Here is a 24,434-nt window from a genome sequence, read left to right on the forward strand (position 1 = left end):
CGGACCGACGGCCCGGCCGGAACCCACCGTGCACGGGCTCCGGCCGTCCTTTCGCGGTAGGGCGGCCGGGATCCACCCGGCTGCCCCGCAGGACTGGTGAGGCAGCCGGTATTCGGGTAGATACGGACGAGTAGCACCGGTCGGTAGTTCCCGGTCCGGCCGCCCTCCGACAGCGGCGAGGTGAGTCCCTCATGTCCGCACCATCCACCCCTCAGGACGCCCCGAAGGCCAGTGTGTCCCCAGAGGCCACAGGGGCCCCGAAGGTCACCGAGCGTGAGGCGCGACAGGTCGCCGAGGCCGCGCGCGAGCAGAGCTGGCGCAAGCCCAGCTTCGCCAAGGAGCTCTTCCTCGGCCGTTTCCGGCTCGACCTGATCCATCCCCATCCGCTGCCCGCCTCCGAGGACGTGCAGCGCGGCGAGGAGTTCCTCGCCAAACTGCGCGACTTCTGCGAGACGAAGATCGACGGCGCGCGCATCGAGCGCGAGGCCCGGATACCGGACGAGGTGATCGAGGGCCTCAAGGAACTCGGCGCCCTCGGTATGAAGATCGACACCAAGTACGGCGGCCTCGGCCTCACCCAGGTGTACTACAACAAGGCGCTGGCCCTGGTCGGCTCGATGAGCCCCGCCATCGGTGCGCTGCTGTCCGCACATCAGTCGATCGGCGTACCGCAGCCGCTGAAGATCTTCGGCACCCAGGAGCAGAAGGAGACGTTCCTGCCGCGCCTGGCCCGTACCGACATCTCGGCGTTCCTGCTCACCGAGCCCGACGTGGGCTCCGATCCGGCGCGCCTGGCCACCACGGCGGTGCCCGACGGCGACGACTACGTGCTCGACGGCGTGAAGCTGTGGACGACCAACGGCGTCGTCGCCGACCTCCTCGTCGTCATGGCCCGAGTCCCCAGGTCCGAGGGCCACCGGGGAGGCATCACCGCGTTCGTCGTCGAGGCGGGCGCCGAGGGCATCACGGTCGAGAACCGCAACGCCTTCATGGGCCTGCGCGGCATCGAGAACGGCGTGACCCGCTTCCACCGGGTCCGGGTGCCCGCGGCGAACCGCATCGGCCCCGAGGGCGCCGGGCTGAAGATCGCCCTGACCACGCTGAACACCGGCCGTCTGTCGCTGCCCGCGATGTGCGTCGGCGCCGGCAAGTGGTGCTTGAAGATCGCCCGCGAATGGTCCGCCGTCCGCGAGCAGTGGGGCAAGCCGGTCGCCGGCCACGAGGCCGTCGGCGCGAAGATCTCCTTCATCGCGGCCACCACCTTCGCCATGGAGGCCGTCGTCGACCTGGCGTCCCAGATGGCCGACGAGGACCGCAACGACATCCGCATCGAGGCGGCCCTGGCCAAGCTCTACGGCTCCGAGATGTCCTGTCTCATCGCCGACGAACTGGTCCAGATCCGCGGCGGACGCGGCTTCGAGACCGCGGACTCCCTGGCCGCCCGCGGCGAACGGGCCGTCCCCGCCGAGCAGTTGCTGCGCGACCTGCGCATCAACCGCATCTTCGAGGGCTCCACCGAGATCATGCACCTGCTGATCGCGCGCGAGGCGGTGGACGCCCACCTCTCCGTGGCCGGCGACATCATCGACCCCGACAAGTCCTTCGGCGACAAGGCCAGGGCGGGGGCGGCAGCCACCGCGTTCTACGCCCGCTGGCTGCCCAAGCTGGTCGCGGGCCCCGGCCAGCTGCCCCGCTCCTACGCCGAGTTCCACCCGCGCGGGCACACGGACCTCTCCACGCACCTGCGGTACGTGGAGCGCACCTCGCGCCGGCTGGCCCGCTCCACCTTCTACGCCATGTCCCGCTGGCAGGGCCGGATGGAGACCAAGCAGGGCTTCCTCGGCCGCGTCGTCGACATCGGAGCCGAGCTGTTCGCGATGAGCGCCGCCTGTGTGCGGGCCGAACTCCTGCGCCGGACCGGGGAGCACGGCCGGGAGGCCTACCGGCTGGCGGACGCCTTCTGCCGGCAGTCCCGTATCCGCGTCGAGGAGCTCTTCGGACGGCTGTGGACCAACACCGACGACCTCGACCGGTCGGTGGTGAAGGACGTCCTCGCCGGCTCCTACACCTGGCTCGAGGAGGGCATCCTCGACCCGAGCGGCGACGGCCCCTGGATCGCGGACGCGACCCCCGGCCCGTCGACGCGGGAGAACGTCCACCGCCCGTTCCGCTGACCGTCCGCCGGTGCGGGCCGCCGCCTCCACGCGGCGGCCCGCACCCGCGGCCCCCGGGGACGCGCTGTCGGGACCCGCGGGGACTGCGGCCACAATGGGTGCATGAGCGACAGCCCATCCCCCCTCGCCGATCCGCACATCGCCTTCGATCCGTCCGAAGGCCGCCGGGACATCGTCGTCCTCGGCTCCACCGGGTCCATCGGCACGCAGACCGTCGACCTGGTCCTGCGCAATCCCGACCGCTTCCGCGTCACCGCGCTCTCCGCCGCCGGAGGGCGGGCCGCCCTGCTCGCCGAGCAGGCCCACCGGCTGCGGGTCCGCTCGGTCGCCGTCGCCCGCGAGGACGCCGTCCCCGCGCTCCGCGAGGCCCTGGGCGCACGGTACGGAACGGGCGAGCCGCTCCCCGAGATCCTGGCCGGGCCCGACGCGGCGAGCCGGCTCGCCGCCTCCGAGTGCCACACCGTCCTCAACGGCATCACCGGATCCATCGGCCTCGCTCCCACCCTCGCCGCGCTCGAGGCGGGCCGCACCCTCGCGCTCGCCAACAAGGAGTCGCTCATCGTCGGCGGCCCGCTGGTCAAGGCCCTCGCGAAGCCCGGCCAGATCATCCCCGTCGACTCCGAGCACGCCGCGCTGTTCCAGGCCCTCGCCGCCGGCACCCGCGCCGACGTGCGCAAGCTGGTCGTCACCGCGTCCGGCGGCCCGTTCCGCGGCCGCTCCCGGGCCGAGCTGGCCCGGGTCACCCCCGAGGACGCCCTCGCCCACCCCACGTGGGCGATGGGCCCGGTGATCACGGTCAACAGCGCCACCCTGGTCAACAAGGGCCTGGAGGTCATCGAGGCACACCTCCTCTACGACATCCCGTTCGACCGCATCGAGGTCGTGGTCCACCCACAGTCCTACGTTCACTCGATGGTGGAGTTCACCGACGGCTCCACGCTCGCCCAGGCCACCCCGCCGGACATGCGCGGCCCCATCGCCGTCGGTATCGGCTGGCCCGCGCGGGTGCCGGACGCCGCCCCCGCCTTCGACTGGTCGACCGCCTCCACCTGGGAGTTCTTCCCCCTCGACGACGAGGCCTTCCCGTCCGTGGCACTGGCCCGGCACGTGGGGGAGCTGGGCGGCACCGCCCCGGCGGTGTTCAACGCCGCGAACGAGGAATGCGTCGACGCGTTCCTCGCGGGACGGCTGCCGTTCAACGGAATCATGGATACGGTCACTGCAGTCGTCGGCGAACACGGCACCCCCCGCGGGGGAACCTCGCTGACGGTCCAGGACGTCCTGGAGGCGGAGACCTGGGCGCGCGCCCGCGCCCGGGAACTGGCCGCACCGGCGGAGAAGGCGACAGCGGAGGCTCGCGCATGACGATTCTGTTGACGGTCCTCGGCATAGCGCTCTTCGCCGTCGGACTGCTCTTCTCCATCGCCTGGCACGAGCTCGGACACCTCTCCACCGCCAAGCTCTTCGGCATCCGCGTGCCCCAGTACATGGTCGGCTTCGGCCCGACGATCTGGTCGCGCCACAAGGGCGAGACCGAGTACGGGATCAAGGCCATCCCGGCCGGCGGCTACATCCGCATGATCGGGATGTTCCCGCCCGGCCCGGACGGGCGGGTCGAGGCCCGCTCCACCTCCCCCTGGCGCGGCATGATCGAGGACGCCCGCACGGCGGCCTTCGAGGAGCTCCGGCCGGGCGACGAGACCCGGCTCTTCTACACGCGCAAGCCGTGGAAGCGCGTCATCGTGATGTTCGCGGGCCCCTTCATGAACCTGGTGCTCGCCGTCGCGATCTTCCTCGGCGTCTCGATGTCGTTCGGCTTCGCCACCCAGACCACCCAGGTCGCCGGCGTGCAGCAGTGCGTCATCCCGCAGAGCGAGGAACGCAGCACCTGCACGTCCACCGACCCCGAGTCCCCGGCGGCGGCCGCGGGACTGCTCAAGGACGACCGGATCGTCGCCTTCGACGGGGTGCCGGTCAGCGACTGGGGCGACCTGTCCAACCGCATCCGCGAGACCATCGGCCCCGCCACCATCACGGTCGACCGCGGAGGTGAGGAGAAGGTCCTCCAGGCCACCCTGCTGAAGAACATGGTGGCCAAGAAGGACGCGGACGGCCAGGTCGTCCCCGGCGAGTTCGTGCCGGCCGGCTACCTCGGCTTCGCGGCGCGGACGGAGATCGTGCCCCAGACCTTCGGGCAGTCCATGGACCGCATGGGCGACATGTTCGAGAACGGCGTCCAGGCGATCGTCTCGCTCCCCGCCAAGGTGCCCGACCTGTGGTCGGCGGCCTTCAGCGACGGCGAGCGCAAGGACGACTCCCCGGTCGGGGTGGTCGGGGCGGCCCGGATCAGCGGCGAGGTGCTCAACCTCGACGCCCCCACCCAGAACATCGTCGCGACGTTCATGATGCTGCTCGCCGGCTTCAACCTGTCGCTCTTCCTGTTCAACATGCTGCCGCTGCTGCCCCTGGACGGCGGGCACATCGCGGGAGCGCTCTGGGAGTCGTTGCGGCGCAACCTCGCTCGGCTCTTCCGCCGGCCCGACCCGGGCCCCTTCGACGTGGCCAAGCTGATGCCGGTGGCCTACGTGGTCGCGGGGATCTTCATCTGCTTCACGCTGCTCGTGCTGGTGGCGGACATAGTGAACCCGGTGAAGATCTCCTAGGGGCTGACCGGTAGGGAGCAGTGGGAGCCGTTCCCCCGGGTGACACGGCCCGGGCCCCCGGCGGACAAGGCGGCCGGACACCGCGGCCGGACACCGTGTGGCGTCCGGCCGCGTCCCTTCGGGTGGTTCGCCGCCGCGGTGTGCCGGGCCGCACGCCCGTGGCGTAATCTCGAAGGCTGGAGCCCGCCCTGCCAGGGCCTCGATCCACACCTTGGGGTTGCACAGCAGATGACCGCGATTTCTCTCGGTATGCCGTCCGTTCCGACCAAGCTCGCCGACCGGAGGGCCAGCCGCAAGATCCAGGTCGGCTCGGTCGCCGTCGGCGGCGACGCACCCGTCTCCGTGCAGTCGATGACGACGACGCGGACCTCCGACATCGGTGCCACGCTGCAGCAGATCGCCGAGCTGACCGCGTCCGGCTGCCAGATCGTCCGCGTCGCCTGCCCCACGCAGGACGACGCCGACGCGCTCGCCACCATCGCGCGGAAGTCGCAGATCCCGGTGATCGCGGACATCCACTTCCAGCCGAAGTACGTCTTCGCGGCGATCGACGCCGGCTGCGCCGCGGTCCGCGTCAACCCCGGCAACATCAAGCAGTTCGACGACAAGGTCAAGGAGATCGCCAAGGCGGCCGGGGACGCCGGCACCCCCATCCGGATCGGCGTGAACGCGGGCTCGCTCGACCAGCGGCTGCTCCAGAAGTACGGCAAGGCCACCCCCGAGGCGCTCGTCGAGTCGGCGCTGTGGGAGGCCTCGCTCTTCGAGGAGCACGGCTTCCAGGACATCAAGATCTCGGTCAAGCACAACGACCCGGTCGTCATGGTCAACGCCTACCGCCAGCTGGCCGCCCAGTGCGACTACCCGCTCCACCTGGGCGTGACCGAGGCCGGCCCGGCCTTCCAGGGCACCATCAAGTCCGCCGTCGCCTTCGGCGCGCTGCTCAGCGAGGGCATCGGCGACACCATCCGGGTGTCGCTGTCCGCGCCCCCGGCCGAGGAGGTCAAGGTCGGCATCCAGATCCTGGAGTCGCTCAACCTGCGCCAGCGCCGGCTGGAGATCGTCTCCTGCCCGTCCTGCGGCCGCGCCCAGGTCGACGTCTACAAGCTGGCCGACCAGGTCACCGCCGGCCTCGAGGGCATGGAGGTGCCCCTGCGCGTCGCCGTCATGGGCTGCGTGGTCAACGGCCCCGGCGAGGCCCGCGAGGCCGACCTCGGTGTCGCCTCCGGCAACGGGAAGGGCCAGATCTTCGTCAAGGGCGAGGTCATCAAGACGGTGCCCGAGTCCAAGATCGTCGAGACCCTGATCGAGGAGGCGCTGAAGATCGCCGAGCAGATGGAGAAGGACGGCGTGGCCTCCGGGGAGCCCGAGGTCTCCGTCAGCTGACGACCCTCCTGAGGGCCGGGTCCGCGCGGGCGGCCCGGCCCTTTCGCGTGAGGGGCCCGGACCCGGGTATGCAGGTAAAGTGCACAGACCGGCGGGCCGTACACCACCACGGGTACGCGCACGGCCGGGCCGACCGAGCGGCACCTGTCGTTGCCCGCAAGGAGTGATGGAGGGCCCTCTCGTGTTGACGCAGACGACCAGCCGGGTCCTCGGCCCCGACGATCTCGGGGCCGCCCTCGCGGTCCTGGAGAGCGACCCCGTCGCCAACGCGTTCGTCACCGCCCGCGTCCAGGTCGCCGGACTCGACCCCTGGCGCCTCGGCGGCGAGATGTGGGGCTGGTACGCGGACGGCCGGCTGCGCTCGCTCTGCTACTCGGGCGCCAACCTGGTCCCCATCTGCGCCACCCCCGAGGCCGTCCGCGCCTTCGCCGACCGCGCCCGCAGGGCCGGCCGCCGCTGCTCGTCCGTCGTCGGCCCGGCGGAGGCCACCGCCCTGCTGTGGAAGCTGCTGGAGCCGAGCTGGGGCCCGGCCCGTGAAGTCCGCGCCCACCAGCCGCTCATGGTCACCGAGTCGGTGCCCCCGGACATCGAGCCGGACCCGTACGTGCGGCGCATCCGCAAGGACGAGATGGAGGTGATCATGCCCGCCTGCGTGGCCATGTTCACCGAGGAGGTCGGCGTCTCCCCGATGGCCGGCGACGGCGGACTGCTCTACCAGGCCCGGATCGCCGAACTCGTCGGCACGGGCCGCTCCTTCGCCCGCATCGACGACGGCAAGGTCGTCTTCAAGGCCGAGATCGGCGCCGCGACCCCGCTGGCCTGCCAGGTCCAGGGCGTCTGGGTCGCCCCCGAGTACCGCGGACGGGGGCTGTCCGAGACCGGGATGGCGGCCGTGGTCCGCTACGCCCTCGCCGATGTCGCACCGGTGGTGAGCCTGTACGTGAACGACTACAACACCGCGGCCCGCGCGGCGTACCGCCGGGTGGGATTCCGCGAGGTCGGTGCGTTCATGAGCGTGCTGTTCTGAGCGGTCGGCGGAGAAGTAGGGTTCCCGCATGGAACACGATGTCGAGGTGGCGCCGGTCAACCTCGCCGCGCGCGTGGACGACGCCCTCTCCGTGCAGGCCCTCGCCTTCGGCCTGACCGAGGAGGAGGTCGGCATCCGCCGCCACATCGTGCTCCGGCACCTGCTCTGCCCGGGCGCCCACGCCCTCGGCGCGACCACCCCCGAGGGCCGTCTGGTGGGCTTCGTGTACGGGATGCCGAACGACCGCACCCACTGGTGGTCCACGGTCGTGGAGCCGTACCTGCGCAGCAACGGCTCCGACGACTGGCTCGACGACTCCTTCGTGATCACCGAGCTCCATGTCCACCCCGCCTACCAGGGGCGCGGGATCGGCCGCCGGCTGATCACCACCATCACCGACGGCGCCGCCCAGTCCCGCTCCATCCTGTCCGCGATCGACACCGACAGCCCTGCCCGAGGGCTGTACCGCGCCCTCGGCTACCGGGACCTCGCCCGCCGGGTCCTCTTCCCCAGCGCCCCGAAGCCCTACGCGGTGATGGGCGCCCCGCTGCCGCTGCTGCGCGGCACGTAAGGGGCCCCGCCGCACGGACCGGGGGGTGTTCGCGGCGGAACTGATTTCCGCCCGCCGGTGCCACCCGGCTAACCTCCTGGACATCACCCTTTCTTGTACGCACGTGTACGCAGGAGACAATCCATGGCAGCCCAGGTCCAGCGCATGTCCCGTCTGATGGTCAAGACACTGCGCGACGACCCGGCGGACGCCGAGACGCTCAGCCACAAACTGCTGGTCCGCGCCGGCTACGTCCGGCGGAACGCGGCGGGCATCTGGAGCTGGCTGCCCCTCGGCATGCGGGTCCTGGAGAACGTGGCCCGGGTCGTCCGCGAGGAGATGGACGCGATCGGCGCCCAGGAGGTGCTGCTGCCCGCGCTGCTGCCCAAGGAGCCGTACGAGGCGACCGGGCGCTGGGACGAGTACGGCGCCGAGCTGTTCCGCCTGAAGGACCGCAAGGGCGCGGACTACCTGCTCGGGCCGACGCACGAGGAGATCTTCACCCTGCTGGTGAAGGACCAGTGCACCTCGTACAAGGACCTCCCGGTCATCCTCTACCAGATCCAGACGAAGTACCGCGACGAGGCCCGTCCGCGCTCCGGCATCCTGCGCGGCCGCGAGTTCCAGATGAAGGACTCCTACTCCTTCGACACCACCGACGAGGGGCTGGCGGAGTCGTACCGGCTGCACCGCGAGGCCTACATCAAGATCTTCCGGCGCCTCGGCCTGGAGCACCGCATCGTCTCCGCCGTCTCCGGCGCGATGGGCGGCTCGGCCTCCGAGGAGTTCCTGGCCCCGGCCCCCGCGGGCGAGGACACCTTCGTCCACTGCCCCTCCTGCCACTACGCGGCCAACACCGAGGCCGTCACCTTCGCGGTCGCGCCGGCCTCCGGCGAGCACGGTCCCGTCGAGGAGCTGGACACCCCCGACACCCCGACCATCGAGACGCTCGCCGACCACCTGGGGGTGCCGGCGTCCGCCACGCTGAAGAACCTGCTCGTGAAGGTCGACGGGGAGATCGTCGCCGTCGGCGTGCCCGGTGACCGGGAGGTCGACCTCGGCAAGCTCACGGACCACCTCGCCCCGGCGGCCGTCGAACTGGTCACCGCCGAGGACTTCGTCGGCCGCCCCGACCTGGTGCGCGGGTACGTGGGCCCGCAGGGCCTGGAGAAGGTCCGCTACCTCGCCGACCCCCGGGTCGCCCCGGGCACCGCCTGGATCACCGGCGCCAACAAGCAGGACAAGCACGCCCGGAACGTCGTCGCCGGCCGCGACTTCGAGGTCGACGAGTACCTGGACGTGGTCGTCGTCCAGGACGGGGACCCGTGCCCCGCCTGCGGGGCCGGGCTGAAGCTGGACCGCGCCATCGAGATCGGCCACATCTTCCAGCTGGGCCGCAAGTACACCGACGCCTTCCAGCTCGACGTCCTGGGCCAGAACGGCAAGCCGGTCCGCGTGACCATGGGCTCGTACGGCATCGGCGTCTCCCGCGCGGTGGCCGCCCTCGCCGAGCAGCACGCCGACGAGCAGGGCCTGTGCTGGCCCGCCGAGATCGCCCCGGCGGACGTCCACGTCGTCGCCGCGGGCAAGGCGCTGCAGACCGAGCTCGCGCTCGACGTGGCGGAGAAGCTCGGCGCGGCGGGTGTGCGGGTGCTGGTGGACGACCGGGCCGGTGTCTCCCCGGGGGTGAAGTTCACCGATGCCGAGCTGATCGGTGTCCCGAAGATCCTGGTGGCGGGCCGCCGCTCGAGCGAGGGCGTCCTGGAGCTGAAGGACCGCCGCACGGGCGAGCGCGAGGAGCTGACGGCCGAGGAGGCCATCGCACGCCTCACCGCCTGAGCGCGGCGGACCCCCCGGCCCCGGAGGGTCCCGGCGGGACGTGGGGAAGCGGGACGGAACCGGTGCCACCGGTCCCGTCCCGCTTCTCGTCCTCGTGCCCTCCGGGCCCTTCCGCCCCCGCGGGAGGCGTCGTGCACACCGGGTGACGGGCCGGCCCCGGCGTACGGCCACCGGCGCGATGCCGGCCGGTCACAGCCAGCCGGCGAACTCCAGCGACAGCTCGCCCTCGGCGTGCCGGCCTGCGGCGATCGCCCGGGTGCCCGACTCCACCGCCCGGAACAGCGTCCAGCCACGCAGCCGGTCGCGGTCGACGTCCAGCGAGTCCGCGAGCCGGTTCACCCGGCGGCGGGCCGCCGAGGCGCCCGAGGTCGCGGCGACCAGATCCTCCACCCGGTCCCGGGCCAGCCGCGCCAGGTCGTACGCCCGCTCACCCACCAGCGGCTCCGGCCCGACCGCCAGCCACGGCGCGCGGTCGCCCGAGAGCACCTTGCTCTGGCGGAAGTTGCCGTGCAGCAGCAGCGACTCGGGGGCGTCCGCGAGCAGTTCCCCGCGCGCGGCCAGCGCCTCGTCCACCAGCGCCCGGGGCGCGGTCCCCGCGTGGTCCGACAGTGCGGACGCCTGGCGTGCCGTGCGCTCGGCCACCGTCTCGAAGGCATGGCCGGGGGGCGGCTCCACCCACAGCCGCCGCACCGTCCCCGCCGCCTCCAGCAGCGCCTTGGCCTCCGGGAGCGAGCGCACGGACCGCTCGGGGTGCAGCCGTTCCAGCAGCAGCGCGCCCCCCGAGCCGCCCAGCAACCGCACCGCCCCGAAGCCGTCCCAGTGCGCGAGGGCGGCCCGCTCCAGCTCCGGCGCCGCGAGGGGCGGCACCAGCTTGAGCGCCGCCGGGGTGCCGTCCTGCCGCCTCACGAGGACGACCAGGCTGCTTCGGCCGCCGGGCACCATCACCCGCTCGACCTCCAGGCCGGCGCGGGCGGCCGTCTCCTCGACGAGCTCCGGCAGCCGCCCGGTCCACTCGTTGTCGCCCAGTGCCCGCACCAGGCGCTGGGGCGGTTCGAAAGCCATGCGTGCGTCGTTCCCTTTCACTGAGTCGCGGCTCGCTCGGCCAGGCCGGGGAAGGCCACGCCGGTGCCGCGCCACCGCGCCGCCCGCACCGCCGCCTCGCGCAGCGCGGCCGCGGCGTCCTGGCGCAGCGGGCCCCGCGCGGCCCGCACCAGATCGGAGTAGACGGCCGCCACCCGGTCCTCCAGGACCGCGGCCAGCCGTGCCGCGGCCGCCGGGTCGGGTACCGCGAACGGCACAGTGTAGGCGGGCTGCGCGGCGGCGGGCCGTCCGCCCAGATCCCGGACCGCGCGCTCCAGGGCGTCCCGGCGGGCCCGGTGCGCCGCGTAGGCCGCCAGGGCATCGGGGCGGCGGGCCTCACCGGCCCGTCCTCCGACCACGCCGTAGCCGTACACGGCGGCGTGCTCCGCCGCCAGGGCGGCCTGCGCCGCGACCAGCGCGTCGCTCATCAGCGGGACCCTTCCGTCAGCAGGTAGGCGTGGACCGCGCCGGCCGCTGCGACCGAGGCCAGCAGCCGGGCGTACTCCGGTGGGGCGGCGCTCAGCGCGGCGGCGTGGGCGTCGGCGGTGCTCCGCTCGGCCGCGGCGAGTTCGCGCACGGCCGCCCCGGCGTCGGCCGGCACCGGGGGCAGCGCGGGGGCCGCCGGGGACGACGCGGCGGGACGCGCCGGCCCGGACGCGGCCGGCGCCGGGGAGACCGGGAGGGGGGAGACCCGGCCGGGGGGCACCGCGACGGGGGAGACCTGCGCCGGTGACGGCGGACGGGACGCCGAGGGGCTCGGCGGGGTGCGGGGCAGCAGCCGCGACCCGGTCGGCGCGAGTGCCTCGACATGCCGCACGACGTCGGCGCGCAGCGGGGACAGTCGGGCCGCCAGCGCCGGATGCGCCGCGAGCACCGCGTCGTACCGCAGCAGCAGGGCGCCGCTCAGCCCGGCACTGCGCTCGCGCAGCGCGGTCTCCGCCGACTCGCTCCGGAGCGTCGCGGGCCGCGGGCCGGGCTCGTCCGTCGAACACCCGGTCAGCGCCGCGGCGGTGGCGGCCGCCCCGGCGGCCAGGAGCGCACGTCTGCCTGTCGTTCCCGTGCGGTCCACCTGGTCTCCTCGGGCCCTGGGGCGCGGTCACCCGATCGGGTGGACGGCGCCTTGATGTGATCACCGCAGGCGAGCGTACCTGCGGGTCATCGGCGGGTGGACGGCAACACCCCCCGCGACCGGTTACCCTTTGTGCTGACACACGACGAAACCCACAACAGCACACGCGGCCGAGGAGTCACCCGGATGAGCACCACCCAGAGCGAGAGGCTGCGCGGACTGCTCGAACCGCTCGTCAGCGCCGCGGACCTGGATCTGGAAGAGATCGAGCTGTCCCGGGCCGGCCGCCGCCGTGTGCTCCGCGTCGTCGTGGATTCCGAGGAGGGCGTCGATCTCGACGCCTGCGCCGAGCTCAGCCGTGTCATCTCCGACCGGCTCGACGAGAGCGACGCCATGGGCGAGGGCGAGTACCAGCTCGAAGTGACCTCCCCCGGGGCCGAGCGCCCGCTCAGGGAACGCCGCCACTACGTGCGCGCCACGGGCCGGCTCGCCCGGTTCCACCTGGCCACTCCCGAGGGCGGCCCGGGCGGGGAACTGGTCGCCCGGATCCTCGGCGTCGACGACGAGGGCCTCGACCTGGAGGTGCCGGGCGTGAAGGGGCGCAAGCCCACCTCCCGCAGACTCGCCTTCGGCGAGATCGCCAGGGCGCGTGTGGAGCTGGAGTTCAACCGCAAGGACACCGAAGGCGTTCAGAAGGACGTCCGGCAAGACGTTCAGGAAGACGTCCAGGAAGACGTTCGGAAAGAAGAGGAGGCGTAGCCGTGGACATCGACGTGAAGCTCCTGAGGGGCTTGGCGCAGGAGAAGGAGATTGCCTTCGACCTGCTGGTCGACGCCATCGAGTCGGCCCTCCTCATCGCGTACCACCGCACCGAGGGCAGCCGCCGGCACGCCCGGGTCGAGCTGAACCGCCAGACCGGGCACGTGACGGTGTGGGCGAAGGAGGACCCGTCGGAGCTCGAGGAGGGCCAGGAGCCCCGCGAGTTCGACGACACCCCGCACGACTTCGGGCGGATCGCCGCCTCCACCGCCCGCCAGGTCATCCAGCAGCGGCTGCGTGACGCCGAGAACGACGTCACCTTCGGTGAGTACGCCCGCCGCGAGGGCGACATCGTGGCGGGCCAGGTCCAGCAGGGCAAGGACCCCAAGAACGTGCTGGTCAAGCTGGACGACAAGCTGGAGGCCATCCTGCCGGTGCAGGAGCAGGTGCCGGGCGAGGAGTACTCGCACGGCCTGCGGCTGCGCACGTACGTCGTCCGGGTGGCCAAGGGGGTGCGCGGTCCTTCCGTCACCCTGTCGAGGACCCACCCCAATCTGGTGAAGAAGCTCTTCGCGCTCGAGGTGCCGGAGATCGCCGACGGTTCGGTCGAGATCGCGGCCATCGCCCGCGAGGCCGGGCACCGGACCAAGATCGCCGTGCGGTCCACCCGCAGCGGCCTGAACGCCAAGGGCGCGTGCATCGGCCCGATGGGCGGCCGGGTGCGCAACGTCATGGCCGAGCTGCACGGCGAGAAGATCGACATCGTGGACTGGTCGGACGACCCGGCGGAGATGGTCGCCAACGCGCTGTCCCCTGCCCGGGTGTCCAAGGTCGAGGTGGTCGATCTCGGCGCCAGGTCCGCCCGGGTGACGGTCCCCGACTACCAGCTGTCACTGGCCATCGGCAAGGAGGGGCAGAACGCCCGGCTCGCCGCCCGGCTCACCGGCTGGCGGATCGACATCAGGCCGGACACCGAGCAGCCCGCCGGGCAGGCCTGACCCGCGCGGCCCGGTAGGGAGCGTCGGGTGCTCCGTCCGGGCGCGCCTCCCGGGGAACGGATCCGCGGCCGGACTCGTTCCGTAGCCGGGGGATCGCCGAGAGTTTTGAGCCATCAACTGTTCGATTCTTGCCCCAAAGGGGTGAGGTCGGTACGGGGAGGTAGACTTGGACGTGTCTGGTCGGACGCATGCCCGCGCATGCCCTGAGCGAACCTGCGTGGGGTGTCGGGAGCGAGCGGCCAAGCACGATCTACTGCGCATCGTGGCGGTCGAGGGTGTGTGTGTCCCCGATCATCGCGGTACGCTGCCCGGCCGGGGTGCTTATGTGCACCCCGCCTCGGTCTGTCTCGACCTGGCGGTTCGCCGTCGGGCGTTCCCGAGGGCCCTCAGGGCCCAGGGGCCGCTCGACACCGCGGACGTACGCCGTGTCGTCGAGGCGACGGCGGCGCAGGCCGCACCGTAAGAAGAAGTAAGCAGCACCGCGCGGATCCCCGTGCGGTCAGGTACCTCGCGAGTCGGAAGTAGGTCGAGATTGCGATGAGCACTCGATGAGTACGCGATGAGTACGCCCATGAAGTAGCGACGGTCCGGCGGTAACCCGGACCTAAAAGGAGCGAAGTGGCTAAGGTCCGGGTATACGAACTCGCCAAGGAGTTCGGTGTGGAGAGCAAGGTCGTCATGGCCAAGCTCCAGGAACTCGGTGAATTCGTCCGTTCGGCGTCCTCGACGATCGAGGCGCCGGTTGTACGCAAACTGACTGATGCTTTCCAGCAGGGTTCCGGGGGCTCCCCCGCGAAGCGCTCTGCCGGGAAGCCCGCGGCGCCGCGCAAGTCCGCACCCGCGAAGCCCGCCCCGGCGGCGGAAGGCCGTGCGGGCGCTGCCCCCGCGCCCTCCCCGGCGCAGGCGGCGCGTCCCGCCGCCCCGAAGCCCGGCGCACCGGCCCCCAGGCCGGCGGCGGCCGAGGCTCCCCGGAGTGTTCCCGGGGCACCGACCCCCGGCCCGCGGCCGACCCCGGGCCCCAAGCCCGCGGCGGCCCCGAAGCCGGCTCCGGCCGCTCCGGCCGCCCCGGAGTTCACCGCGCCCCCGGCCGCCCCGGCTGCCGGTCCCCGGCCCGGTGCCACTCCCGGCCCGCGTCCGGCCGGCCGTCCCGGTCAGGGCCAGGGCGGCGGTGCCCGTCCCGGTGCCCCGCGCCCCGGTGGCGAGCGGCAGGCCCCGCGTCCCGGTGCCCGTCCCGCGGGCCCGCGTCCGGGCAACAACCCCTTCACCTCCGGTGGCTCGACCGGAATGGCGCGCCCGCAGGCGCCCCGTCCGGGCGGTGCCCCGCGTCCCGGCGGTCCGGGTGCCCCCGGTGGCCCCCGTCCGCAGGGCGCCGGCCAGGGCGGTCCCCGTCCGCAGGCCCCCGGTGGTTCCCGTCCCACCCCCGGCGGCATGCCGCGTCCCCAGGCTCCGCGTGGAGCCGGTGGTCCCGGCGGCCCCGGCGGTAACCGTCCGAACCCGGGCATGATGCCGCAGCGTCCCGCTGCCGGCCCGCGTCCCGGTCCCGGCGGCGGTCGCGGTCCCGGTGGCCCCGGCGGCCGTCCCGGTGGCGGTGGCGGTGCCGGTCGTCCCGGCTTCGCCGGTCGTCCCGGTGGCGGCGGTGGCGGCGGTCGTCCCGGTGGCGGCGGCGGTGGCGGCTTCGGCGGTCCGCGTCCCGGTGGTGGCGGCGGCTTCGGCGGTGGCGGCGGTGGCCGTCCCGGCTTCGGCGGCCGTCCCGGCGGCCCCGGCGGCCGCGGTGGCACGCAGGGTGCGTTCGGCCGTCCCGGCGGTCCGGCGCGCCGTGGCCGCAAGTCGAAGCGGCAGAGGCGCCAGGAGTACGAGGCCATGCAGGCCCCGTCGGTCGGCGGTGTGATGCTGCCTCGCGGCAACGGCGAGACCGTCCGTCTGTCGCGTGGTGCCTCCCTCACCGACTTCGCGGAGAAGATCAACGCCAACCCGGCGTCGCTCGTCGCCGTGATGATGAACCTCGGCGAGATGGTCACGGCCACGCAGTCGGTCTCCGACGAGACGCTCCAGATCCTCGCCGGCGAGATGAACTACACGGTTCAGATCGTCAGCCCGGAGGAGGAGGACCGCGAGCTGCTCGAGTCCTTCGACATCGAGTTCGGCGAGGACGAGGGCGGCGAGGAGTTCCTGGTCGCGCGTCCGCCGGTGGTGACCGTCATGGGTCACGTCGACCACGGCAAGACCCGGCTGCTGGACGCGATCCGCAAGACGAACGTCGTCGCGGGCGAGGCCGGCGGTATCACCCAGCACATCGGTGCGTACCAGGTCTCGACCGAGGTCAACGACGAAGAGCGCCGCATCACCTTCATCGACACCCCGGGTCACGAGGCGTTCACCGCCATGCGTGCCCGCGGTGCCAAGTCGACCGACATCGCGATCCTCGTGGTGGCGGCCAACGACGGTGTGATGCCCCAGACGATCGAGGCGCTGAACCACGCCAAGGCGGCCGACGTGCCGATCGTGGTCGCGGTCAACAAGATCGACGTCGAGGGCGCCGACCCGACGAAGGTGCGCGGTCAGCTGACCGAGTACGGCCTGGTGGCCGAGGAGTACGGCGGCGACACCATGTTCGTCGACATCTCCGCCAAGCAGGGACTCAACATCGAGAACCTGCTGGAGGCCGTGGTCCTGACCGCGGACGCCGCCCTGGACCTGCGGGCCAACCCGGAGCAGGACGCGCAGGGCATCGCGATCGAGTCCCACCTCGACCGCGGCCGCGGTGCCGTCTCGACCGTCCTGGTCCAGCGAGGCACCCTGCGCATCGGTGACACCATGGTCGTCGGCGACGCGTACGGCCGGGTCCGCGCGATGCTCGACGACAAGGGCAACAACGTCGAGGAGGCGACCCCGTCGACTCCCGTCCTGGTCCTGGGTCTCACCAACGTCCCGGGCGCCGGCGACAACTTCCTGGTCGTCGACGAGGACCGCACGGCCCGCCAGATCGCCGAGAAGCGCGCCGCCCGTGAGCGCAACGCCGCGTTCGCCAAGCGCACCCGCCGGGTGTCCCTCGAGGACCTCGACAAGGTGCTCAAGGCGGGCGAGATCCAGCAGCTCAACCTCATCATCAAGGGCGACGCGTCCGGTTCGGTCGAGGCCCTGGAGTCCTCGCTGCTCCAGCTGGACGTCGGCGAAGAGGTCGACATCCGGGTGCTGCACCGCGGTGTCGGTGCGGTCACCGAGTCGGACATCGACCTGGCGACCGGCTCCGACGCCATCGTGATCGGCTTCAACGTGCGCGCCGCCGGGCGCGCCACGCAGATGGCCGAGCGCGAGGGTGTGGACGTCCGCTACTACTCGGTCATCTACCAGGCGATCGAGGAGATCGAGGCGGCCCTCAAGGGCATGCTCAAGCCGGAGTACGAAGAGGTCGAGCTCGGCACGGCGGAGATCCGCGAGGTCTTCCGCTCGTCCAAGCTGGGCAACATCGCGGGTGTGCTCATCCGCTCCGGCGAGGTCCGGCGCAACACCAAGGCGCGCCTCATCCGCGACGGCAAGGTCGTCGCGGAGAACCTCACGATCGAGGGTCTGCGTCGCTTCAAGGACGACGTCACCGAGATCCGCGAAGGCTTCGAGGGCGGTATCAACCTCGGAAACTTCAACGACATCAAGGTCGACGACGTCATCGCGACGTACGAGATGCGCGAGAAGCCCCGCGGCTGACGCGGCGCTGCTGACCACGCACACCGTGCTCGGGGCCGGTCGGCGGGAGGTAATCCCGTCGATCGGCCCCGGCCGTGCGTGTACGGTTCCTTGATGTACCTGCCAAGAGCGGGCAGGGCGCATACCGAACCCGTACCGGCGGGACATCCGGACATACATGTTTGTGGGGACGCTGTCCTTCGACCTGCTCCTCGGCGACGTCCACTCGCTGAAGGAGAAACGCTCCGTCGTCCGCCCGATCGTGGCCGAACTCCAGCGCAAGTACGCGGTGGCGGTGGCCGAGGTGGGCGGTCAGAACCTGCACCGCAGGGCCGAGATCGGCCTCGCGGCGGTGTCCGGGGATCCGGCACACCTCACAGACGTACTGGACCGGTGCGAGCGCCTCGTCGCCGCCCGGCCCGAAGTGGAGCTGCTGTCGGTGCGACGGCGGCTGCACGGGGACGATGATTGAGACTGCACCGTCCGGGGGGTGCCCCCGGACCATCGCACGAAAGAGGAGAAGGACCGGTGGCCGACAACGCGCGGGCCCGCAAGCTGGCCGATCGCATCCAGGTCGTGGTCGCGGAGACCCTGGACCGGCGAATCAAGGATCCACGGCTGGGCTTCGTCACCATCACGGACGCCCGGGTCACCGGCGACCTGCGGGAGGCCACGGTCTTCTACACGGTGTACGGGGACGACGAGGAGCGCGCGGCGTCCGCCGCCGCGCTGGAGTCCGCCAAGGGCATCCTGCGGTCCGAGGTGGGCCGGCAGACGGGAGTCCGCTTCACGCCGAGCCTGACGTTCGTCCCGGACGCCCTCCCGGACAACGCCCGGACCATCGACGACCTGCTCGACAAGGCGCGGGCCAAGGACGCCGAGGTGCGCCAGGCGTCCACGGGCAAGACGTACGCGGGTGGGGCCGACCCCTACCGCAAGCCGGAGGACGAGAACGACGTGGACGCCGGGGGCAGGGACGAGGACACGGCCTCCGAATGAGCCAGCACAGCAACGCCGCCCCGGCCGCCGGCGGGGGCGGCACCCCGGACGGCCTGATCATCGTCGACAAGCCGGCCGGCTTCACCTCGCACGACGTCGTCGCCAAGATGCGCGGCATCGCGCGGACCCGCCGCGTCGGTCACGCGGGCACGCTGGACCCGATGGCGACCGGAGTGCTCGTCCTCGGCGTCCAGAAGGCCACCAAGCTCCTCGGCCATCTGGCGCTCACCGAGAAGGAGTACCTCGGTACGGTCCGGCTCGGCCAGACCACGGTCACCGACGACGCGGAGGGCGAGGTCACCTCGTCCGCCGACGCCTCCGGCATCCCCCGGGACGCCATCGACGCCGGGGTCGCCGAACTCACCGGCGCCATCATGCAGGTGCCGTCGAAGGTCAGCGCCATCAAGATCGACGGCAGGCGTTCCTACGCCCGGGTCCGCGGCGGCGAAGAGTTCGACATCCCCGCCCGCCCGGTGACCGTCTCGCAGTTCACCGTCCACGACGTGCGCGAGGCCGTCGCCGACGACGGCACACCCGTCACCGACCTCGTGGTCTCGGTGGTCTGCTCCTCCGGCACCTACGTCCGCGCCCTCGCCCGCGACCTCGGCGCCGGGCTCGGCGTCGGCGGACACCTGACCGCACTGCGCCGCACCCGCGTCGGGCCGTACCGGCTCGACGCGGCCAGGACCATCGACCAGCTCCAGGAGGAGCTGACGGTCATGCCGATCGGCGAGGCCGCCGCCGCGGCGTTCCCCCGCTGGGACGTCGACGAAAGGCGCGCCCGGCTGCTGCTCAACGGCGTGCGCCTGGACATGCCGGACTACGGCGGGCGGAGCCCGGTGGCCGTCTTCGGGCCCGGGGAGCGGTTCCTGGCACTGGTCGAGGAGCACCGGGGCAAGGCGAAGAGCCTCGCGGTCTTCGGCTGACGCCCGCGGCAGGGCCGCCGGGTCTCACGGGATGTTCCAAGGGGCGTTCCATCGGTACGTTTCCACCGGGACGTTCCACCGGGCCGTTCCAGCGTGGAGCGGGCAGGGCCGCTGCCCGCTCCACGATCCCCCTCGGAGGGTGTCTATCCGCCCGGCACCGAGGATTCACCCCAACGGGCAGGCGCTCGGAGTGCACCGGGGGTGCACTCGGGGGCGCGTTCGTCCGGCGACCTTCTCTCCGTGATCAACACCCGCCTACCGTCGGAGCCATGGGACGCGAGGACCTGGCGACGCTGGTGCGCATCTGTGATCCGGCGGGCCGGCCGCGCGGGACCGGCTTCGCCGTGGACGACCGGGGCACGGTCGTGACCAGCCATGAAGCGGTCGACGGGCTCGACCGGATCGTGCTCAGCGTGCCCGGTGGCGGAACCGGTGTCGCCGACCGCGTCACCCTCCTCCCGGAGGCCGACCTCGCGCTCCTCCACACCACCGGGCTCGGCCTGACCCCGCTGCCGGTCGCCCTCCGGGACCGGCCCGGGGACGGCGCGTACGTGCGCATCCCGGCCGGTGGCTGGCGCGAGGCCCGCGTCCTCGGCGAGATCCCGGCCAGCTACACCGCCGCCGGCCGCGCACACCCCCTCCACGGCGCCTTCGAGCTGGCCGTCGGCACCGGGGGGAGCGACGCGCTGGGGCCCGGCGGCACGGCCACCGGCGGGCCGGTGGTGGACACCGCAACCGGATCCGTGGTGGCGGTCCTCGCGGGCACCGCCCCGGACACGGCGCACCCCGCGGCGGGACTCGCCGTACCCCTGCGCACGGCGGCCGCACGCGACCCCGGCGGGCCGCTCGAGGCACTGCTGCGGCGCAACGCCCGCACCGTCCCCGGCTTCGGCGCCGACCTCAACCTCGCCGGAGCCCGCCGGCTCGCCGCGGTGTCCCTCGGCCCCGCCCGGCCGGTCCGCGCCGGCGACGCCGGTGCCGAACCCGTCGAACGATCGCACGTGGTCCGGGAGTTCGCGGAGTTCGAGACGTCCCCGGCGCTCGTCCTCGCCCTCACCGGAGCCCTCGGGAGCGGCCGTACCACCGAACTCGCCGCGCTCGCCGCCCGGCGGGCCCGCGAGGCCGACGCGGGTGTCTCGATCCGGCTGCGCGGCGCCGACCTCGCGGCGGACGACCGCGGCCTGGCGGACGCCGTCGCCCGCGCTCTGGTGCGCTCCGGCCGGGTCGTCGCCGGGATCACGGCCCACCGCAGCGGCCCCTGGGCCGTCCCCGCGGCCGGTGCGGAAGCCACACCGGAGCACGTGGCGCGCGTCGCCCGCGAGGCCGGGCGGCCGCTGTTCGTCCTCCTCGACGGCCCCGAGGAGATGCCCGCCGCCCTGGCCGCCCGGCTCCCCGACTGGACGGCGGAGACGGCGCGCTGGCTGCGTGACCACGGCGTACGGCTCGTGGTCGCCTGCCGGCCCGCGTACTGGGAGCGGGCCGTGGCCCTGTACCCCGAGGCCCATGTGCACCGGCCGGCCGTGCACCTCGGTCCGCTGACCGCGCGGGAGGCCGAGCAGGCCAGGGCGCGCCTCGGACTCCCGGCCGGCGCGACGGCCGCGGCGGACGCCTGCCATCCGCTGGCCCTCGGGCTGCTCGCGGAGGTGCGGGCCGCGCTGCCCGGCGAGGTGCCCGGGCAGCCGTCGCGCGAGGAGATCCTCGCGGCCCACACGGACCTGATGTGCCTGCGGGCGGCGAAGCGGATCGCCGAGGCCGCGGGGCACGGGCAGGACGGGACCTCGGTGCGCCTGCTGGCGGCCCGGGTGGCCGGACGGGTCCACGAGGCGGCGCGGCGCTGCCTCGGCCCGGGGGAGGGCGGCCTCGACCGGGAGGACTTCGCGGACGTCTTCCCCTGGCGGACCGGATGGGCGTCCGCGGTGCTCGCCACGGGCCTGCTGGTGCCCGCGGGCGGCGGCTACCGCTTCGCCCACGAGGAGGTCGCCGAGTGGCTGCAGGCGGCCCACCTCGACGTGGACACGGTCCTGCATCCGCTGCTGCACCGCGCGGACCCCTCGGGGGCGGACGCGGGCGCGCCGGCGCTGCCCCGGCACCGGCTGGGCACGGCGGTCCAGGCGCTGCTCCTGCTGGACCGCCGCTCAGGGGAGTCCGCGCTGGCACCGAGGCTCACGGCGCTGGTCGACGTGCTCGACGGCCTTGAGGTGCCGGAGGGCTTCGACGTGCCGGGCGGTCTTGACGGCCTTGACGTGCCGGACGGCTTCGACGTGCCCGGCGGCCTCGGTGTGCCGCACGGCTTCGACGGCTTCGGTGTGCCGGCCGGCCTGGGTGTGCCGCCCGGCTTCGGCGGACGCGACGGCATCGACGAGTCCGACGGCCTCCGCGGCGTCAACGGTTCCCGCGGCTTCGGCGGTTCACAAGGCTTCGGCGGTTCCGGTGGCTCGAATGGTTTCGACAAACCCGGCGGCCCCGGTTCCGACGGCCTCCACGGCGTCAACGGTTCCCGCGGCTCCGGCGGCCCCGGTAGTCCCTTCGGTCCCTGCGGCTCCGGTGGCTCACATGGCTTCGGCGGTCCCGGCGCACCCGGCGAGGCGGGCGCACCCGGCGAGGCCGGGGTATCGGGCGCTGACATCCGCTGGTGGGCCGCCGGACTGCTCCGGGAGACGCTGCTGCGCGTGCCGCGCACCCGCAGATACCTCGGTGTGCTGCGCACCCTCGCCGACCGCATCACCCTGCGCGCCCTGCGGCCGGGCGGGCCGCGCCGGGCGCCCGCTCTCGGGGAGTTCGGCCCCTCCTTCTGGCTCGCGCTGCACATCGGCGAAGCCGACCGCATGGACCTGCTGCGGCGCCTCGTCCCGGCGGACGGGCCGCCGCAGCGCACCGGGACCGGCCGCGTCGGCGCGCGGGGCGCCCCCGGCCCGTCGGCGGCCGGCCGGCGTCAGGAGGATCCCGGCGGATGCCCGCCGCCCCGCTATCTGGACGCGGTCGCCGAACGCCTGGCCCGGTCGCCGCGGGCCGTCCAGCCGCTGCTCTGCCGGTGGTTCACCGACGACAGGCCGCTGCCGGCCGCGCCCGGCGCGGTCATCCGGCCCACCGTCGCCGCGGCGGCCCAGGCCCTCCTCCACACCCACCGCGGACGGGCCGTCGACGATCTCTGCGAGGCACTCGTCAGCACCGCCCACCCTCGGGCCCGGGAACTGCTGACCGCGCTCACCGAGGACGAGCCGTCCGCCGTCTGCCGGGCCGTCGACCGCTGGGCCCACGACGACACCCGCCCGGCGCGCCGGCTCGCCGCGGCCGAGTTCGCGCCTGCCGTGGCGGCCCGGGTCACCACCCGGGCCGACCGCGACCTGCTCAGGTACGCGGCGCTGGCGCTGCTCGCCCGGCCCGCCGACATCGCCCTGCACGGCGCCGCGCTCGCCGTCCTCGTCCGCGATCCGCGCACCCGGCCGAGCTACCTCGCGCGGGCCGTGGACGCGTACCGCGACCACGATCCGGGCGTGCCCGCCGACGTCCTCGCCGACGCGGCCCCGACCCACCCCGAGCCGGTGTTCGCGGCCTTCCGCGCCGCGCTGCGTCGATCGGGCGACGGGGCGTGCGGCGCGGCGGGCGACGGGGCAGGCGGCGCGGCGGGCGAGGTGCTGCGGGCGCTCGCGGGGCTCCGCACCCCCGCGCTGGCCCGCCGCGCGGCCGGGCTGGTGAGCGAGTACGTGGACCTGCGGCCCTCCGGCGCCCCGCACGCGGCGGCCTTCGTCGCGCTCCGGCTGCGGCACGGCGTGCCGGCCCGGGCCGTGCTCCTGCCGCTCGTGGTGGACCTGCTGAGCGGCCGGCCCGCACCGGTGCGGTGCGCGCTGGCCGCCGTGCTCGGGACACCGGGCAGCCCGGCCTGCGAGCCGCTGCGCACCGAGCTGCTGGACGTCCTCCTGGAGCACGAGCGGTACGAGGGCGGCGACCCCGAGGTCCTGGACACGGTGCTCCAGGCCGCCGTGCGCGCCCCGGGGGTGCGGCCGTCGGATCCCCGGGTCCGCGAGCTGGTCCATCGCGTCGGCCTTCTCCTCGTGCGCACCCCGAGGGGCGCGAACGTCTTCGACCGCCGCCTGGTCGAGCTGGCCCGCCAGGTGCCCGGATTCGCGGCCGAGGCGGTGTCGTGGCAGGCCGGGGCGCCGCGGGAGTGGGCGGTGGTGATCGGACCCAGCACCCACCGGACGTTGGAGGCGCTGGGCAGCCAGGTGCCGATGCCCACGGCGCTCCGCGGGCATGGCAGTCTTAGACCTGCGTAAGAAGTCATCATTGCGCACGCAGGTTCGATGTTTCGGGTTCGGGCGAGGAGCGGTCACAGTGCAGCGCTGGCGTGGCTTGGAGGACATCCCCCAGGACTGGGGGCGCAGCGTCGTCACCATCGGTTCCTACGACGGCGTGCACCGCGGCCACCAGCTGATCATCGGGCGGGCCGTGGAGCGGGCGCGGGAGCTCGGCGTGCCGTCGGTCGTGGTCACCTTCGACCCGCACCCGAGCGAGGTCGTCCGCCCCGGGAGCCACCCGCCGCTGCTCGCGCCGCACCACCGGCGCGCGGAGCTGATGGCGGAGCTCGGTGTGGACGCGGTGCTGATCCTGCCGTTCACCGCCGAGTTCTCGAAGCTGTCGCCGGCAGACTTCATCGTGAAGGTGCTGGTGGACAAGCTCCACGCCCGCGCGGTGATCGAGGGCCCCAACTTCCGCTTCGGCCACCGGGCGGCCGGCAACGTCGACTTCCTGACCGAGCTCGGCCGCACCTACGACTACGAGGTCGAGGTCGTCGACCTCTTCGTGCGCGGCGCGGCGGGCGGCGGCGAGCCCTTCTCGTCCACGCTGACCCGGCGGCTGATCGCCGAGGGCGACGTGGAGGGGGCGGCGGAGATCCTCGGCCGGCCGCACCGGGTCGAAGGCGTGGTCGTCCGCGGTGCCCAGCGCGGCCGCGAGCTGGGCTACCCGACGGCCAACGTGGAGACCCTGCCGCACACCGCCATCCCCGCGGACGGAGTCTACGCGGGCTGGCTCACCGCCGGCGGGGAGCGGATGCCCGCCGCGATCTCCGTGGGCACCAACCCGCAGTTCGACGGCACCGAGCGGACCGTCGAGGCGTACGCCATCGACCGCGTCGGCCTCGACCTGTACGGCCTCCACGTGGCGGTCGACTTCCTCGCCTATGTGCGCGGCATGGCGAAGTTCGAGTCGGTCGAGGCCCTTCTCGACGCCATGGCCACCGATGTGAAGCGCGCGCGTGAACTGACGGCGGAGTACGACGCGTAGGCC

General features: G+C 73.5%; 19 protein-coding genes. 16 read left to right on the forward strand and 3 right to left on the reverse strand.

Annotated elements, in window-relative coordinates; translation table 11 throughout:
- The first annotated feature begins 191 nt into the window (after window positions 1-191).
- From DDW44_RS22705 to DDW44_RS22735, 7 genes are all read left to right on the forward strand, one after another.
- Window positions 192-2,174: an acyl-CoA dehydrogenase family protein gene (locus DDW44_RS22705; RefSeq protein ID WP_051093181.1), complete on the forward strand. Its 1,983-nt coding sequence runs from the start codon at window positions 192-194 to the stop codon at window positions 2,172-2,174.
- Window positions 2,175-2,276: 102 nt separating this feature from the next.
- Window positions 2,277-3,539, forward strand: a complete 1,263-nt coding sequence (gene dxr / locus DDW44_RS22710) for a 1-deoxy-D-xylulose-5-phosphate reductoisomerase (protein ID WP_018891817.1) — start codon at window positions 2,277-2,279, stop codon at window positions 3,537-3,539.
- Window positions 3,536-4,837 carry a M50 family metallopeptidase gene (locus DDW44_RS22715; RefSeq protein ID WP_018891816.1) on the forward strand — a complete coding sequence of 434 codons (1,302 nt, stop codon included), beginning with the start codon at window positions 3,536-3,538 and terminating at the stop codon, window positions 4,835-4,837. Before dxr ends, DDW44_RS22715 begins: the two co-directional genes overlap by 4 nt.
- A gap of 228 nt (window positions 4,838-5,065) precedes the next feature.
- Window positions 5,066-6,220 carry a flavodoxin-dependent (E)-4-hydroxy-3-methylbut-2-enyl-diphosphate synthase gene (ispG, locus tag DDW44_RS22720; protein WP_078503432.1) on the forward strand — a complete coding sequence of 385 codons (1,155 nt, stop codon included), beginning with the start codon at window positions 5,066-5,068 and terminating at the stop codon, window positions 6,218-6,220.
- A gap of 181 nt (window positions 6,221-6,401) precedes the next feature.
- Complete coding sequence (locus tag DDW44_RS22725) at window positions 6,402-7,247, forward strand: GNAT family N-acetyltransferase (RefSeq protein ID WP_026281948.1); 846 nt, start codon at window positions 6,402-6,404, stop codon at window positions 7,245-7,247.
- A 28-nt stretch (window positions 7,248-7,275) separates the two neighbouring features.
- Window positions 7,276-7,818 carry a GNAT family N-acetyltransferase gene (locus DDW44_RS22730; RefSeq protein WP_018891814.1) on the forward strand — a complete coding sequence of 181 codons (543 nt, stop codon included), beginning with the start codon at window positions 7,276-7,278 and terminating at the stop codon, window positions 7,816-7,818.
- 123 nt (window positions 7,819-7,941) lie between these two features.
- A complete protein-coding gene (locus tag DDW44_RS22735; protein ID WP_108907550.1) occupies window positions 7,942-9,636 on the forward strand; it encodes a proline--tRNA ligase in 1,695 nt (564 codons plus the stop codon).
- A 189-nt stretch (window positions 9,637-9,825) separates the two neighbouring features.
- Here the strand turns inward: DDW44_RS22735 and DDW44_RS22740 are convergent, their stop codons facing one another.
- Genes DDW44_RS22740 through DDW44_RS22750 form a run of 3 tightly spaced genes read right to left on the reverse strand, consistent with a single transcriptional unit; the run spans window position 9,826 to window position 11,785 of the window.
- Entirely contained in the window at window positions 9,826-10,698 is an 873-nt protein-coding gene (locus tag DDW44_RS22740; RefSeq protein WP_017947706.1) for an aminoglycoside phosphotransferase family protein, read from the reverse strand.
- Window positions 10,699-10,715: 17 nt separating this feature from the next.
- Window positions 10,716-11,144, reverse strand: a complete 429-nt coding sequence (locus DDW44_RS22745) for a DUF4439 domain-containing protein (RefSeq protein WP_017947707.1) — start codon at window positions 11,142-11,144, stop codon at window positions 10,716-10,718.
- Window positions 11,144-11,785, reverse strand: coding sequence for a hypothetical protein (locus DDW44_RS22750; protein ID WP_108907551.1), 642 nt, complete (start codon window positions 11,783-11,785; stop codon window positions 11,144-11,146). Before DDW44_RS22750 ends, DDW44_RS22745 begins: the two co-directional genes overlap by 1 nt.
- A 186-nt stretch (window positions 11,786-11,971) precedes the next feature.
- Between DDW44_RS22750 and rimP the strand changes: the two genes are divergently transcribed.
- From rimP to DDW44_RS22795, 9 genes are all read left to right on the forward strand, one after another.
- Window positions 11,972-12,544: a ribosome maturation factor RimP gene (gene rimP / locus DDW44_RS22755; RefSeq protein WP_108907552.1), complete on the forward strand. Its 573-nt coding sequence runs from the start codon at window positions 11,972-11,974 to the stop codon at window positions 12,542-12,544.
- Between the two features lie 2 nt (window positions 12,545-12,546).
- On the forward strand, window positions 12,547-13,542 hold the full coding sequence (nusA, locus tag DDW44_RS22760) for a transcription termination factor NusA (RefSeq protein ID WP_017947710.1): 996 nt from the start codon (window positions 12,547-12,549) through the stop codon (window positions 13,540-13,542).
- A 172-nt stretch (window positions 13,543-13,714) separates the two neighbouring features.
- Window positions 13,715-14,005: a YlxR family protein gene (locus DDW44_RS22765; protein ID WP_078503435.1), complete on the forward strand. Its 291-nt coding sequence runs from the start codon at window positions 13,715-13,717 to the stop codon at window positions 14,003-14,005.
- A gap of 155 nt (window positions 14,006-14,160) precedes the next feature.
- On the forward strand, window positions 14,161-17,244 hold the full coding sequence (gene infB, locus DDW44_RS22770; RefSeq protein WP_108907553.1) for a translation initiation factor IF-2: 3,084 nt from the start codon (window positions 14,161-14,163) through the stop codon (window positions 17,242-17,244).
- 157 nt (window positions 17,245-17,401) lie between these two features.
- Window positions 17,402-17,695: a DUF503 domain-containing protein gene (locus DDW44_RS22775; protein WP_026281947.1), complete on the forward strand. Its 294-nt coding sequence runs from the start codon at window positions 17,402-17,404 to the stop codon at window positions 17,693-17,695.
- A gap of 56 nt (window positions 17,696-17,751) precedes the next feature.
- Window positions 17,752-18,222 carry a 30S ribosome-binding factor RbfA gene (rbfA, locus tag DDW44_RS22780; RefSeq protein ID WP_108907554.1) on the forward strand — a complete coding sequence of 157 codons (471 nt, stop codon included), beginning with the start codon at window positions 17,752-17,754 and terminating at the stop codon, window positions 18,220-18,222.
- Window positions 18,219-19,148: a tRNA pseudouridine(55) synthase TruB gene (truB, locus tag DDW44_RS22785; RefSeq protein WP_108907555.1), complete on the forward strand. Its 930-nt coding sequence runs from the start codon at window positions 18,219-18,221 to the stop codon at window positions 19,146-19,148. Before rbfA ends, truB begins: the two co-directional genes overlap by 4 nt.
- Window positions 19,149-19,417: 269 nt before the next feature.
- Window positions 19,418-23,422: a trypsin-like peptidase domain-containing protein gene (locus tag DDW44_RS22790; protein ID WP_108907556.1), complete on the forward strand. Its 4,005-nt coding sequence runs from the start codon at window positions 19,418-19,420 to the stop codon at window positions 23,420-23,422.
- Window positions 23,423-23,480: 58 nt separating this feature from the next.
- On the forward strand, window positions 23,481-24,431 hold the full coding sequence (locus DDW44_RS22795; protein WP_078544435.1) for a bifunctional riboflavin kinase/FAD synthetase: 951 nt from the start codon (window positions 23,481-23,483) through the stop codon (window positions 24,429-24,431).
- Window positions 24,432-24,434 lie beyond the last annotated feature (3 nt).

Source organism: Streptomyces tirandamycinicus, assembly GCF_003097515.1.
GTDB lineage: Bacteria > Actinomycetota > Actinomycetes > Streptomycetales > Streptomycetaceae > Streptomyces > Streptomyces tirandamycinicus.

Bases quoted from the DNA above. Each gene is read 5' to 3' on its own strand.
- DDW44_RS22730 (WP_018891814.1), top strand. From the start codon at position 7,276: ATGGAACACGATGTCGAGGTGGCGCCGGTCAACCTCGCCGCGCGCGTG.
- ispG (WP_078503432.1), top strand. From the start codon at position 5,066: ATGACCGCGATTTCTCTCGGTATGCCGTCCGTTCCGACCAAGCTCGCC.
- rimP (WP_108907552.1), top strand. From the start codon at position 11,972: ATGAGCACCACCCAGAGCGAGAGGCTGCGCGGACTGCTCGAACCGCTC.
- DDW44_RS22775 (WP_026281947.1), top strand. From the start codon at position 17,402: ATGTTTGTGGGGACGCTGTCCTTCGACCTGCTCCTCGGCGACGTCCAC.
- DDW44_RS22740 (WP_017947706.1), bottom strand. From the start codon at position 10,698: ATGGCTTTCGAACCGCCCCAGCGCCTGGTGCGGGCACTGGGCGACAAC.
- truB (WP_108907555.1), top strand. From the start codon at position 18,219: ATGAGCCAGCACAGCAACGCCGCCCCGGCCGCCGGCGGGGGCGGCACC.
- DDW44_RS22705 (WP_051093181.1), top strand. From the start codon at position 192: ATGTCCGCACCATCCACCCCTCAGGACGCCCCGAAGGCCAGTGTGTCC.
- dxr (WP_018891817.1), top strand. From the start codon at position 2,277: ATGAGCGACAGCCCATCCCCCCTCGCCGATCCGCACATCGCCTTCGAT.
- DDW44_RS22745 (WP_017947707.1), bottom strand. From the start codon at position 11,144: ATGAGCGACGCGCTGGTCGCGGCGCAGGCCGCCCTGGCGGCGGAGCAC.
- DDW44_RS22715 (WP_018891816.1), top strand. From the start codon at position 3,536: ATGACGATTCTGTTGACGGTCCTCGGCATAGCGCTCTTCGCCGTCGGA.
- DDW44_RS22790 (WP_108907556.1), top strand. From the start codon at position 19,418: ATGGGACGCGAGGACCTGGCGACGCTGGTGCGCATCTGTGATCCGGCG.
- DDW44_RS22735 (WP_108907550.1), top strand. From the start codon at position 7,942: ATGGCAGCCCAGGTCCAGCGCATGTCCCGTCTGATGGTCAAGACACTG.